Origin of the sequence: Roseateles koreensis, assembly GCF_028595305.1 — a bacterium.
Classification (GTDB): domain Bacteria; phylum Pseudomonadota; class Gammaproteobacteria; order Burkholderiales; family Burkholderiaceae_C; genus Paucibacter_A; species Paucibacter_A koreensis.
In genome coordinates this window covers 95,898-108,705 of sequence record NZ_JAQQXS010000005.1, presented here as the reverse complement: position 1 = coordinate 108,705, position 12,808 = coordinate 95,898, and the positions used below count along the sequence as shown (strand labels likewise).

General features: G+C 63.9%; 10 protein-coding genes and 1 riboswitch. Of the genes, 7 read left to right on the top strand and 3 right to left on the bottom strand.

The window, feature by feature from the left end:
• Positions 1–7: 7 nt before the first annotated feature.
• The 5 genes from PRZ01_RS06815 (at position 8) to PRZ01_RS06795 (ending at position 5,403) form a co-directional block, all read left to right on the top strand.
• Complete coding sequence (locus PRZ01_RS06815) at positions 8–2,779, top strand: serine/threonine-protein kinase (protein WP_273596022.1); 2,772 nt, start codon at positions 8–10, stop codon at positions 2,777–2,779.
• 32 nt (positions 2,780–2,811) lie between these two features.
• A complete protein-coding gene (locus PRZ01_RS06810) occupies positions 2,812–3,186 on the top strand; it encodes a hypothetical protein (RefSeq protein WP_273596021.1) in 375 nt (124 codons plus the stop codon).
• 164 nt (positions 3,187–3,350) lie between these two features.
• Positions 3,351–4,223, top strand: coding sequence for an ion transporter (locus tag PRZ01_RS06805; protein WP_273596020.1), 873 nt, complete (start codon positions 3,351–3,353; stop codon positions 4,221–4,223).
• 69 nt (positions 4,224–4,292) lie between these two features.
• Positions 4,293–4,820 (top strand): outer membrane protein assembly factor BamE, encoded by a 528-nt coding sequence (locus PRZ01_RS06800; protein WP_273596019.1) that lies wholly within the window; start codon positions 4,293–4,295, stop codon positions 4,818–4,820.
• A gap of 151 nt (positions 4,821–4,971) precedes the next feature.
• Entirely contained in the window at positions 4,972–5,403 is a 432-nt protein-coding gene (locus PRZ01_RS06795; protein ID WP_273596018.1) for a cupin domain-containing protein, read from the top strand.
• On the opposite strand, the gene glpD is transcribed toward PRZ01_RS06795, so the two are convergent.
• On the bottom strand, positions 5,343–6,944 hold the full coding sequence (gene glpD / locus PRZ01_RS06790; protein ID WP_273596017.1) for a glycerol-3-phosphate dehydrogenase: 1,602 nt from the start codon (positions 6,942–6,944) through the stop codon (positions 5,343–5,345). The two genes, PRZ01_RS06795 and glpD, sit on opposite strands and share 61 nt — an antisense overlap.
• A 151-nt stretch (positions 6,945–7,095) precedes the next feature.
• Here glpD and PRZ01_RS06785 point away from each other — a divergent pair, with 151 nt between their 5' ends.
• Both PRZ01_RS06785 and glpK read left to right on the top strand, forming a co-directional pair.
• Positions 7,096–7,284 (top strand): hypothetical protein, encoded by a 189-nt coding sequence (locus PRZ01_RS06785; protein ID WP_273596016.1) that lies wholly within the window; start codon positions 7,096–7,098, stop codon positions 7,282–7,284.
• Complete coding sequence (glpK, locus tag PRZ01_RS06780) at positions 7,281–8,774, top strand: glycerol kinase GlpK (RefSeq protein ID WP_273596015.1); 1,494 nt, start codon at positions 7,281–7,283, stop codon at positions 8,772–8,774. Before PRZ01_RS06785 ends, glpK begins: the two co-directional genes overlap by 4 nt.
• A 161-nt stretch (positions 8,775–8,935) precedes the next feature.
• Here the strand turns inward: glpK and PRZ01_RS06775 are convergent, their stop codons facing one another.
• On the bottom strand, positions 8,936–11,710 hold the full coding sequence (locus tag PRZ01_RS06775; RefSeq protein ID WP_273596014.1) for a TonB-dependent receptor: 2,775 nt from the start codon (positions 11,708–11,710) through the stop codon (positions 8,936–8,938).
• Positions 11,711–12,005: 295 nt separating this feature from the next.
• On the bottom strand, positions 12,006–12,587 hold the full coding sequence (locus tag PRZ01_RS06770; RefSeq protein ID WP_273596013.1) for a TMEM165/GDT1 family protein: 582 nt from the start codon (positions 12,585–12,587) through the stop codon (positions 12,006–12,008).
• 28 nt (positions 12,588–12,615) lie between these two features.
• A riboswitch (yybP-ykoY riboswitch) is annotated at positions 12,616–12,801 on the bottom strand.
• Positions 12,802–12,808 lie beyond the last annotated feature (7 nt).

The following is a 12,808-nucleotide window of genomic DNA, read 5'->3' as shown; positions in this document are numbered from 1 at the left end:
CCCCCGCATGCGCGAGATCGACAAAGCCCGCTGGCCCCAACTCAGCCCCCTGCTGGACGAATTGCTGGACCTCACCGGGCCCAACGCCCAGCAAGCCCGCGCCGCCCGCCTGCTGCAAATCCGGGCCCAAGACCCCGAACTGGCCGCCGACCTTGCCGAATTGCTGGCCCGCCAGGCCGGCCACCATGCCCAAAACTATTTGGCGCCGCCCCTGCTGGCCGCCATGCCGCCGGCAACAGCGCCCACAACGCCCCCCACCCCGCTGCACGCCGCTGGCCAGCAGGTGGGCGCCTACACCCTGCTGCGCCAGATCGGCCAGGGCGGCATGGGCGCCGTGTGGTTGGCCGAGCGCACCGACGGGCGCTTCGAGGGCCAGGTTGCCATCAAATTCTTGGGAGAGCACCTGCTGGGCCAGGGCGCGGCACAACGCTTCGCCCGCGAGGGGCAGATCCTGGCGCGCCTGGCCCACCCGCACATCGCCCGCCTGCTGGACGCCGGGGTGCTGCCCGAGTCCGCCACGCCCTATCTGGTGCTGGAATACATTGCCGGCGAGCCGATTGATCGCTACTGCAACAGTCGCTCGCTCGACACCCGCCAGCGCGTGCGCCTGTTTCAAGACGTGCTGGCCGCCGTGGCCCATGCGCACACCCGGTTGATCCTGCACCGCGACGTCAAGCCGTCAAACATCCTCGTCACGCCCGCAGGCGAGGTGAAGCTGTTGGACTTTGGCATCGCCAAGCTACTGGACGAAAGCCCGGATAATGGATCGGCTGGCTCCGCCGCGCACGCCGGCGAGAGCGAGCTGACGCAACAGGCCGGCCGCGCCTACACGCCCCGCTTTGCCGCGCCAGAGCAGGTTCAAGGCGAAGAAGTCACCACCGCCACGGACGTGTACGCCCTGGGCGTACTGCTCTACCTGCTGCTCAGCGGCCTGCACCCCACCACCCGAGGCACCGAAACCCAAACCACTCCGCTGGAGCGCATGCGCACCGTGGTGGAGGTGGAACCCCAAAAGCTCTCCGACGCGGTGCGCAGCCAGGGCCGCAAACCCGCACCCGGCCCAAAGGCACTGACGCACAGTGCCAAACTGGCGCGCGAATTGCGGGGCGACTTGGACACCATCGTCGCCAAGGCGCTCAAAAAAGTGCCGGCCGAACGCTACACCAACGCCGCCGCCCTGGCTGACGACCTGCGCCGCTGGCTGGCCCATGAGCCCATCAGCGCCCGCCCCGACAGCGCCTGGTACCGCACACTCAAGTTTGTGCGTCGGCACCGCTGGGGCGTGGCGGCCGGTACGACCGCAGCCCTCTCTCTGGCAGGGCTCACCACCCTCAGCGTCGCCCAGTCCTGGCGGGCTGAACGGGCCGAAAAAGTTGCCCGCCAGCGCAGCGCCGATGCCGATGACCTGCTGGGTTACTTGCTCGGTGATTTTGCCGACAAACTGCGCCCCATCGGCCGCCTGGAGTTGCTGAACAGCGTGGGCGCCAAGGCCCTGGCCCACCTGAGCGCGTCCCCCGACGCGCAAGCCAGCCCCACCAGCCTCCTGCAACGCGCCAAGGCCTTGACGGTGCTGGGCGAGGTGAGCGTCTCCAAACGCGAACTCGACACCGCGATTGAACCCTTGAAAACCGCCCGCCGCCTGCTGGCCGGCCCGCCGCCCGCTGGAGTTGCCGCCACCGACTGGCGCAAAGCCCAAGGCACAGCGGCATTTTGGGAGGGCCATATTTATTACACCAAGCGGCAGTTTGGGCCGGCGCGTGCCGCCTGGGAGGACTACCGCCGCCGCAGCGCGGAATGGCTGGCGGCAGCGCCGGGGGAGTTTGATCCGCTGGTTGAGTTGTCTTATGCGGAGAACAGCTTGGGATCTTTGTTGCTAGATACCGGGGAACTGCTGGGAGCAACAGCACGATTTCGTGGATCCATGGAACTAAAGCAGCAGGCACTTAAGCTCAAGCCTAACAATCTGGATTTACTGTCGGGCTTGGCGAATAGCCATAGCTGGCTCGGTAGGACGTTGCAAATGCAAGGCGAGTTTGCACCGGCTCGCCGCGAATTTGAAGCTGGATTGCAATATCTGGCTTCAGCACGACTGCTTGCACCGAATGACCTGGTCTGGGTCTCTGAAGAAGCGCTGATGCGCATCCATTTGGGTAACAACCTTTTTCGCCTAAAAGCGCGGCCCCTGGCTGCCTCTGAGTTACAGCGTGCGAAAGCCCTATTGCAAGGCCTGCTAGAACAAGAACCGAATGACCGCGTCGCATTGAATCGACTCGCCCAAGCGGAACTTGGATTGGCCGATAACTCGACTGCAGTTGACTCGATTCCCCGCCTGCGCGCGCTTCTGACCTCTTGGCTAAAGCAAGATCAAGGCGCCACTGCGGCCTTTGCTACGCGGCGCCTTCCTGTGAGAGCGCGAATGACACTTGCGTTGAGTCGCCATTTAGAAGCCCTCCATAAGAGAACCGAAGCCCTTGAACTTCTGGAACCACTGCTTGGCGCACTGGTCCAAGCTACCGCGCAAGGCCAGGAAAACATTTCCCTTTACACCGAACAAGCTCGTACGCGCATGGCGCTAGCCGAATTGAGACAGGCGGAGCATCAAACAGATTTGGCGCAAGCTCAATGCAGGTTGCTGATTGCCGAACTGCAAGGACAACGTCGACTTTTGCGGCTTCATTTCGAGATCACAGAGACCTGGGTTCAAGCACATTCCTGCCTGGGTCGCGACGCCGCAGTCGAATCAGAACGCATCTGGCTGCAGCAACGCAACCCATCCTGAAATCATTCAAGTCAAGCAGGGAGGACTACCTCATGACATCTGAACAGTATTACGTCAAGGCAATTTCCGTCGGCGGATTTGCGCAATGCAGCTATTTCATTCTGAACGAAGATGGCAGCTACACGCAGGTCAAATCACCGCTGCAAGTCTCGCCCACGTCGACGGCGTGTAATTTCCTGCAGCACCCCGACTCAGTGTTGCTTCTGCAAGCCGCCGTCTTCAAGACACTGCCGGTCTCGACTAACTTTGCCAGCTACAACTATGCCCCCATCAGCAATGGCAGCGTGGCCGTAAGCATGCCCGATAACCGCACCGTTACCAAAGGAGTGGTGCTGACTTTTAGCAATCCCGACGGTACCCAGCTTTTTTCAAGCAGTGATCCGGAAGTCAAGAATGACGACACTTGACCGCGCCTCTCCGCGAGTTCTGAGCGCAAGCGAGGTCGGGGCTGTTACGGGTGGTCCGCAAGTCAACAATAACGACGAATGATTACGTCTTGAACCCACAAGTGACGGCAAGACAGGGCCTGCGTTGAGTTACCCTGCGCCCCATGCCGCCTCGTGATTCATCCATGACGCCACCCACAGCCACCCCGCCCTCCTCGCTGGGCCGCCCACTGAGCGGCTGGCGGCTGCGGGTCTACACCGTCATCTTCGAGGCCGACACCCGGGCCGGGCGCCGCTTTGACTTGACGCTGATGGTGATGGTGATGGTCAGCGTGGCCCTGGTGGTGCTGGAGAGCGTGACCGGCCTGCGCGAGCGTTACGGGGCCTGGTTTGCGGCGCTGGAGTACTTTTTCACCGCCGCCTTCACGCTTGAATATGTGCTGCGGTTGGCCTGCGTGCAGCGGCCGCTGCGCTACGCGCTGAGCTTCTACGGCATCGTCGACCTGTTGGCCGTGCTGCCCACCTACCTGGCGATTCTGGAGCCCAGCCTGTACGCGCTGGTGGATGTGCGGGCGCTGCGCCTGCTGCGGGTGTTCCGCATCCTGAAGCTCAACGCCTACATGCAGGAAACCATCAGCCTGGGCCGCGCGCTGCGCGCCAGCGGGCGCAAGATCATGGTGTTTTTGTCGGTCGTCCTCACGGTGGTGCTGATCATGGGCACGGTGATGTACGTGGTGGAGGGGCCGTCGCACGGCTTCACCAGCATCCCGGTGAGTGTGTATTGGGCAATTTCTACCCTGACCACGGTGGGCTTTGGCGACATCACACCCAAGACCGATTTGGGCCGCGCCATTGCCTCGCTGATGATGCTGCTGGGCTGGGGCATTTTGGCCGTGCCCACCGGCATCGTGACGTCTGAACTCAGCGCACAGCGCTTTCAATTTCCCGCCAAAATCACCACGCGCAGCTGCCAGGCCTGCTTGAGCGAAGGCCACCAGCCCGACTCCGATTTTTGCCGCCACTGCGGCGCCCGGCTGCCGCCCTATCTGCGCGATTGAAGGGCTTGGCGTGGCGTGGCATCCTGCCTTGGCGCCTGGAGACCTCTGATGTTCAAACCCCACTCACCCATGAAACGCCCCTGCCTCAACTTGACTCAGGCGTTGACCCTGGCCGGCCTGCTGGCGCTTGGTGGCCTCAGCGGCTGCGCCGGCCTGCCGGGCGATTTTTCAGCACTGCAACCGGGCCTGAGCAGCCGCGCCGAGGTGCTGGCCCGGCATGGCGCACCCACCCGCACATGGGATGAGGCGGAGGGCGCGCAAACGCTGGAATACGCCCAGCAGCCCTTTGGCGTGCGCTGCTGGATGGTGACCGTGGGGCCAGATGACAAGCTGCTGCGCCTGCGCGACGGCCTCTCGCCCGCCGAGCGCGCCCGCATCGTGCCGGGGCTGCGCCCCGAGCAGGTCAGCCGCATCCTGGGCACCGAGCGCAGCCGGGTATTCTTCCCGCTCAGCGGCGAAGACGTGTGGGACTGGAACATCGAGCCCGATCAAACCGGCTACCCCATGCGCCTCAACGTGCACTTCAAAAACGGCGTGGTGCTGCGCTCCAGCCAGAGCATGGTGTTCCCGAGCAAACTGGCGCCGTTTTTGGACTGACGGGCTGGTGCGGTAGAGCGGGCGCAACCCGTGGATACCCCGTGCCCCCCCGTGACCCCTCCCCTGCATACCGGGATTTGCACCGATGGGCCGCGCCAGCGCCGGCCCTACGATCAAGCCAGCCCCTCCACCGCCACCTGAAAGGCTGTTCATGAACACAAGTCTTCAAACGCTGACCCTGGGCCTTTGCCTCGCCGCCGCAGGGCTGAGCCCGACCCTCGCCACGGCGCAAAGCGCCGCCCCGGCCCCCACGCTGACCCGCACCCTGGTCACCAAGGGCGATGTGTCGGTGCCCGGCCGCGAGGGCGTGGTGATGAAGGTTGAATTGCCCGCCGGCGCGGTGGCGGGCTGGCACACCCACCCCGGTGAAGAAATCAGTTATGTGCTGGAGGGCGAAACCGTCTTGCTGGTAGCCGGCCAAGCCCCGCGCAAGGTGGTGGCCGGCGAGGGCTTTGTCATCCCCGCCGGGGTGGTGCACAGCGCCCGCAATGAAAGCCCGGCGGCCGCCAAGCTGGTGGGCGTTTATGTGGTGGAGAAGGGGCAGCCGCTGGCCTCGCCCGCCGCCGCCCCGGCCTCGCCATAAGGCCCAAACCACTCGGCCACCGCGGCCTGCTGCGCCGGGCTGCAATGCAGGCCCAGCTTGCTGCGGCGCCACAGCACGTCGTGCGCGCTGCAGGCCCATTCTTCATCACGCAGGTAACGCAACTCGGCCTCGAACAAGCCGGGCGCCACCTCGGCCCCCAGATCACTGAGCTGGCGGGCCGCGCCCAACACCTTGGCGACGCGGGCGCCGTAGGCATGGGCCAGGCGCCGGGCCAGCGTAGCGGGCAGGTAGGCATGCTGCAGGCGCAGACGCTCGACCAAGGCCTCAAACTGCCGCTGCGGGTTGATGCCCGGGCCGGCTTGCGCAGCGCCGATCCAGTCCGAGAAATCGCCGCCCGGCAAATGCGCCCCGAGGGTCCAGGCCGGGCGCGACTCGCCCAACATGCGACTCACCAAGTCGGCCGCATCTTCAGCCAGCTTGCGGAAGGTGGTGATCTTGCCGCCCCACACGGTCAGCAGCGGCGCGCCATCGGCATGGGTTTCAAGCGCATAGTCGCGCGTGACGGCCGAGGCGTTGCCGGTGGCATCGTCCAGCAAGGGCCGCACGCCGGCATAGGTCCACACGACATCCTCGCGCTGCACGGGCTGGGTGAAGTAACGGCTGGCCTGCTCGCACAGGTAGTCGATCTCGTCGGCACCGATGCACACCTTGGCGAGGCCGCTCAAGGCGGCGGCAGGCACCTCCACATCGGTGGTGCCAATGAGGGTGAAGTCCCGCTCGTAGGGGATGGCAAAGATGATGCGCTTGTCGGGGTTTTGGAAAATATAGGCATGGTCGTGGTCAAAGCGGCGCTTCACCACAATGTGGCTGCCCTTGACGAGGCGCAGGCTTTGCGTGGCCAGGGTTTCATGCCCCGCCGGGCGGGCTACCTGACGCAAAAACTGCTCGGCCCAGGGGCCGGCGGCGTTGACCAGCGCACGCGCACGCACCACACGCTCGCCCAGCGGGGTGGCGATGCGGGCCGTCCAGCCCTCGGCGTCGCGCTGCACCTGGGTGACGGGGCTGCGGCTCAGCACTTCGGCGCCACGCTCGCGCGCGTCGATAGCGCAGTGGATCACCAGCCGGGCGTCGTCCACCCAGCCGTCTGAATAGGCAAAGCCGCGCCGGTAGCGGGTCTTCAACGCAGCGCCGTATTTGGAGCGGCGCAGATTGATGCCGGTGGAGCCGGGTAACCACTCGCGCTTGGCAAGGTGGTCGTAGAGGAACAGGCCCATGCGAATCATCCAGGCCGGGCGCATGGCCGCGTCGTGCGGCATCACAAAGCGCAACTGCCGCATGATGTGCGGGGCGCTTTTCAGCAGCACCTCACGCTCCTGCAGGGCCTTGCGCACCAGCGAGAACTCGTAATACTCTAGGTAGCGCAGCCCACCATGAATCAGCTTGGTCGATGCCGACGAGGTGTGCGAAGCAAAGTCTTGCGCCTCCGCCAACAACACCCGCCACCCCCGCCCAGCCAGATCACGCGCTACGCCTGTGCCATTGATACCGCCGCCCACCACCAGTACGTCAAAATGATCCATCACCACATCGTATCGCCATGGGGTTGAAATTCGCCAGTCAGTGTCGGTCAGTAATAGTCGGCTTCATGTTGATACCGAACGGCAAGCAACACGACAAGCTGAGGTGACGCGATTTCGTATTTCAGCACGTACCCTGAAGCGCCAAAGGCGCATGACCAGTTCGCGGCGAAGTGTGCAGCGCGACCCAGCCTCCTTGCGAAACAAGAAGGGCGTCTTCATGGCGCAATTGCGTTGCAAGATCAAGGCGGTGCTCAACGAAGACCTGCCTGCGCTTGCGACTTCAGGCCGCGCAATCTCAATAATTGCCGAGCCCTACGGGTCACGCTACATTGCCGCATGACCTATCTACTTGCACTAGACCAAGGCACTTCCAGCTCACGTGCCATTGTTTTTGATCCGCAAGGCCGCATCAAGGCGCAGGCGCAGCAGGAGTTTCGGCAGATTTTTCCGCAGCCGGGCTGGGTGGAGCACGACGCCGATGAAATTTGGTGCAGCCAGCTGGCCACCGCGCGGGCGGCGCTGGCGCAGGCTGGCCTGGGCGCCACCGATATCACGGCGCTGGGCATCACCAACCAACGTGAAACCACGGTGCTGTGGAACCGCAAGACGGGCGCGCCGCTGCACCACGCCATCGTCTGGCAAGACCGCCGCACCGAGCCGCTGTGTGCCGAGCTGCGCGCCCAGGGCCTGGGGCCGCTGGTGCGTAAAAAGACCGGGCTGGTGATTGACGCCTACTTCTCGGGCAGCAAGCTCAAATGGCTGCTCGACCACATCCCCGGCGCCCGCGCGCAGGCCGAGCGCGGCGAGCTGGCCTTCGGCACCATTGACAGCTGGCTGATCTGGCGCCTCACCGAGGGGCGCGTGCATGCCACCGATGTAAGCAACGCCTCGCGCACCCTGCTCTTCAATGTGCACACCAACACCTGGGACGACGAGCTGCTGCGCCTGCTGGACATCCCCCGCGCGGTGCTGCCCGAGGTGCATCCCTCATCCCACCGCTACGGCGAGGTGGCGGCGCAGCATCTGGGGGGTGAAATCACCATCGGCGGCGTGGCGGGCGACCAGCAGAGCGCATTGTTCGGCCAGGCCTGCTTCAAGGCCGGCATGGCCAAAAACACCTACGGCACCGGCTGCTTCATGCTGATGCACACCGGCGCGCAGTGCCAAACCTCCGCCAATGGTTTGATCAGCACCAGCGCCGCGCAAATCGATGCCCAGCCGCAGTACGCGCTGGAGGGCAGTGTCTTCATCGGCGGTGCGGTGGTGCAGTGGCTGCGCGACGGCCTGCACGCCATCAAGGGCAGCGGCGAGGTGCAGGCCCTGGCCGAGAGCGTGCCTGACGCGGGCGGCGTGATGTTTGTGCCCGCCTTTACCGGCCTGGGTGCGCCGTACTGGAACGCCGACGCGCGCGGTGCCATCGTCGGCCTGAGCCGGGGCAGCACGGTGGCGCACATCGCGCGGGCCGCGCTGGAGAGCATTGCCTTCCAGAGTGCCGCGCTGCTGCAGGCCATGAGTCGCGACGCGGTGGCTGCTGGCGGTGCACCGGTCACCGAGCTGCGGGTGGACGGCGGCGCCTGCGTGAACGACCTGCTGATGCAGTTTCAGGCCGACCTGCTGGGCATTCCGGTGGTGCGCCCGCAGGTGATCGAAACCACCGCCCTGGGCGCCGCCTACCTCGCCGGCCTGAGCTGCGGGGTGTACGACAACATTGCAGCGCTGGGCCAGCACTGGCAAGGGGAGCGAACCTTCCACCCGACGATGCCACGCGAGCGCGCGCAAGCCTTGATGGCGAACTGGGAGCATGCCGTTCGGCAGACTTGCGCTGACTGAGCCGCCGCCAGCAAATATCGACCGCACAAATGAAAAGGCCCTGCCGGATGTGCCGGCAGGGCTTGGGTTCAACTCAGCAAAGTCAGCGGGGCTGACAAAACTCCGCGAAGCGGTACTGGCCAGTCAATGCAACGTGGCCAGGAGAGTTTGGATAAGCGCTCTTACTTGAACTGATAACCGATGCTGCCGTAGATGAAGCGGCCACGTGCATCAACGAACGAGCCCGCATAGCCCGCGGCGTGCGAGCCGTACGAAGGCACTGCGGTGTACGGCGCAGCTTGGTCAAACACGTTGCGCATGCCCAGACGCAGCGTCGTGTCCTTGAAGCCCTTGTAGCTGGCGGACAAGTTCCAACGGCTGGAGTTCTTCACATCGTGGTCGGTACTGCCGCCAACGCTGTTGTAGACCAGCAGCGCGGATTCGTTCCAGCCCTTCACGAAGACGTTTTCCAGGCCCACGGTCCACACGCCGCGGATCCACTCGGCCGTGGCCGTGTGCTGCCAGCGCGGCACCGGCTGAACCACCGAGCCATCACCGGCGGAACCGACGTAGCTGATGTACGGCGTGTCCTTGCCGACCTGACGCTCCCACTGGCGCACATAGGTGCCGGCGATGCCCAGGTTCAGGTTGCCGTATTCCTGGAAGTTCAGGCGGCCACGGATGTCGATGTCCAGACCCGAGGTGCGCATGCCACCCAGGTTTTCGATCGGTGTGTCGATGTAGGAAATGATGCCGGCGTTGGCGCCCGTCTGGATGCGGTGGATGCGCGACTGGTACAGGTTCAACAGGTAGTTGTCGCTCAAGATCGCATCGCCGCTGACCTGGCTGATCTGGTCGGTTTTCTCGATCGACCAGTAGTCCAGCGTGGCGGAAATCGACTTGGTGGGCTCAAACACCATGCCGATGGTGTACTGCTTGGAACGCTCAGCCTTCAAGGTGGCCGACGCGGTGTTCAGCACGTTGAACTGATTGTCCACGCAACGTGGGTCTTCATCAGCCAGCATCGCGGCCGGGCAGGCCTTGTCGGTCGCCGGGTTGGCGCTGTTGGTGAACGACGCGGGGCTGTGCACGTCCCACAGGGTGGGCGCACGGAAGCCGGTACCGTACGAACCGCGGAACATCACTTCCTTGGTCGGCTGATAACGCAGGGCGGCACGCGGATTGAAGGTCGAGCCGAAGTCGCTGTAGTGGTCGAAACGAGCGGCCAGCGTGGCCTCCCAACCCTTGGCGAACGGCAGGCTCAATTCCGAGAACACGGCGCTGATCGAGCGCGAGGCCGTGGTTGCGGGCACCGTGCCTTCGCCACCCACGTGCAGGCCTGCGGCGTAGTCGGCGTTGACGGGGTTGTCTTCTGCCTTTTCATTGCGGAAGTCAACACCCACGGCCACGGCAGCCATGCCACCATCCATCTTGAAGATTTCGCGGCTGGCCTTGGCGTCCAACTCGATCGTGGTGCTGCTGGACTGGCGCATCGGGCCTTCCATCCGCGCGCTATTCCAGGCGCTCATGTCAGCGCTAGGACCGAAGGGGTTGATGTTGCCGGTAGCGAGTGCGGCGATGAACTTGGCCTCGTTGACGTAGTTCTTGTACTCCAGCGAACCCTTGGCCTTGGCGTAAGTCAGGCCCGTGTCGTAGTCCCAACCAGAGAACAAACCGCGCGCGCCCAGCACCAAACGCTCTTGCTCATTGGTGTTGATGTTGGTGCGGTTGCCCAGGGGCACGGCACGCAGTGCCACTTCAACACTGCCGGTGCCGCTCGGGTCCCAGTCGGCTGCGGTGTAGCCCAGCTTGGTCAGCAAGTCTTTGGGGAAGTAGCGGCTGCTGGTGGGCAGTTGGAACGAGGGGTACTCGCCCGTTGTACGGTCGAAGTGACCTGCCAGCGAGTCGATAGGCACCGGCGCAATGCGGCCAATGCCGTGGGCGCGCGCGTACGAGGCTTCCGCGAACAGCTCGTTGTCTTGATCAAGCTTGAAGCTGAAGCGGCCGAAGAAGTCGCCCTTCTCCTGGTCGGGCAGATTGTCCAACGAGGCGGGATAGATGAAACGGCAACGCATCTTTTTTGTGCCGTTGGGCGTGGTGCCGCTCAGCGTCTGCAGCACGGTGACCGAAGGATCGCAAGCCGAGAAATCAGCGCCAGGGTTCAACGTTGAAAACGCGCCGGGCGTGATGTTCAGGTCCACCAAACGGCCCGGAAAGGCACGGCCCGAAGTCGGTGCGCCAGCATCGGGAATGTCGCCAAAGCGGTTGTACAGCTGCTGGTCGATGGCGCGCAAGCGAGTGTTTTTCTGCAGATTGGCGGTCATCAGCAGATTGAAGCGGTCGGCGTTGTAATCACCAAACCCGACGGACAGCGTGCCGCCCTCTTCAGCACCGCCGATGCGCGGCTGCGTGGTGCCGTAGCGCACCGAGAGTTCGCCGTGCTTGTAGTCTTTGCGGGTGATGAAGTTGATCACACCGCCGACAGCGTCGGTGCCGTAAACGGCGGAGGCGCCATCACGCAGTACCTCGACGCGCTCGATGGCGGCAAACGGGATGCTGTTCAGGTCGACCGACACATTGCCGCCGATGGAGCCGAAGGGGTGGTTGGCGAGGCGGCGACCGTTCAACAACACCAGCGTCGAGTTGGCACCCAGGCCGCGCAAGTTGGCGTTCGAGGTAGCGTAGCCGGAACCTTGGGTGGAATCGGAGAACGCGCCCGAATTGGCTGAGACGCGGCGCAGCAGGTCTTCAACGCTGGTGGCACCGGTCTGCTCGATCTGCGCGCGGGTGATCACGGTCACCGGCAAGGCGGTCTCGGACTCAAGCCGCTTGATGGAGGAGCCGGTCACGGTGACGCGCTCCAGGACTTCTTGTTGCTGGGCCTGCGCCAAGCCGGCCAGGCCAAGGCCGCCGGCGTAGATCAGGGCCAGTGCAGTGCACAGGCGATTGGTTTTCATAGGGATGTTGTCCTCTCAGAGGCAAGTCAAGGGGGGGAGCTTGACGATGCCCTTGCCCGACTATTTCCCGGTGATACGGGAGTGGACTGCGGGCAAGAGCAAGTCTCGTCAATAAGCAGACTTTTATTGTTTTTGCATCCCTGCAAAGGGCAAACCCGGACTAACCCTTCTTAGTTGTCTATACACGTCAGCAATAGGGTGTTAACTCTAATTAACAAAGTCCCCAAAAAGACATTCGACGCGTCTGACCTGACCCTGCCACTCCCCAAAAACCAGCGTCTGACGGCGGCTGGGCTCAAACCCCCAGGCGCTGCCCCGCGCCCAGCAGGGTCAGCACGCCCAGCACCGCAAAAATCAGCGCAGCAAGGCCATGCACCAGGCGCACCGGCACCCGCCCGGCGAGCTTCTCACCCAAGAGCACGGCGGGCACATTGGCCAGCATCATGCCCAGCGTGGTGCCCGCCACGACGGCCACAAGGCTGTCAAAACGCGCCGCCAAGGCCACGGTGGCAATCTGCGTTTTGTCGCCCATCTCGGCCATGAAAAATGCCACGATGGTGGTACCCAGAACGCCCAGCTTGAGCTTGGCGCCGCTCTCTTCTTCCTCATCGATCTTGTCGGGCACAAAAATCCAGCCCGCCATGGCGACAAAGCCGATGCCCAGAACCCACCGCAGCGTCATGGGGCTGAGTTGCGAAGTGATCCAGGCACCCAGAGCCCCTGCAAAAGCATGGTTGACCACGGTGGCAATGAAGATACCCAGGCAGATAGGCAGGGGCTTGCGAAAACGCGCCGCCAGCAAGAAGGCGAGCAACTGGGTCTTGTCGCCGATTTCAGCGAGGGCGACGATGCCGGTAGAGACGAGGAAGGCTTCCATGAGAATTGGGTTCTTTCGCGGCCGGCATTTTTGATCATCCCGTTCAACAACCATTGACCACGCCAAAACCAGCCGCAATGCGGGTCAGCATGGCCAAAGGTCTTGCCAGGTATGCATGCACACTGCGCGCGCCATGGCCGTGTTGACCAAGTATGTTGACGCGAGCCCGCTCACCCTTGCCGGGCGGCGGCGACTACTCCCCAATGACGGGTGAAATTCTA

Coding starts and splice junctions, on each gene's coding strand:
- PRZ01_RS06815 (WP_273596022.1), top strand. CDS start 8: ATGCGCGAGATCGACAAAGCCCGCTGGCCCCAACTCAGCCCCCTGCTG.
- PRZ01_RS06810 (WP_273596021.1), top strand. CDS start 2,812: ATGACATCTGAACAGTATTACGTCAAGGCAATTTCCGTCGGCGGATTT.
- PRZ01_RS06805 (WP_273596020.1), top strand. CDS start 3,351: ATGACGCCACCCACAGCCACCCCGCCCTCCTCGCTGGGCCGCCCACTG.
- PRZ01_RS06800 (WP_273596019.1), top strand. CDS start 4,293: ATGAAACGCCCCTGCCTCAACTTGACTCAGGCGTTGACCCTGGCCGGC.
- PRZ01_RS06795 (WP_273596018.1), top strand. CDS start 4,972: ATGAACACAAGTCTTCAAACGCTGACCCTGGGCCTTTGCCTCGCCGCC.
- glpD (WP_273596017.1), bottom strand. CDS start 6,944: ATGGATCATTTTGACGTACTGGTGGTGGGCGGCGGTATCAATGGCACA.
- PRZ01_RS06785 (WP_273596016.1), top strand. CDS start 7,096: ATGACCAGTTCGCGGCGAAGTGTGCAGCGCGACCCAGCCTCCTTGCGA.
- glpK (WP_273596015.1), top strand. CDS start 7,281: ATGACCTATCTACTTGCACTAGACCAAGGCACTTCCAGCTCACGTGCC.
- PRZ01_RS06775 (WP_273596014.1), bottom strand. CDS start 11,710: ATGAAAACCAATCGCCTGTGCACTGCACTGGCCCTGATCTACGCCGGC.
- PRZ01_RS06770 (WP_273596013.1), bottom strand. CDS start 12,587: ATGGAAGCCTTCCTCGTCTCTACCGGCATCGTCGCCCTCGCTGAAATC.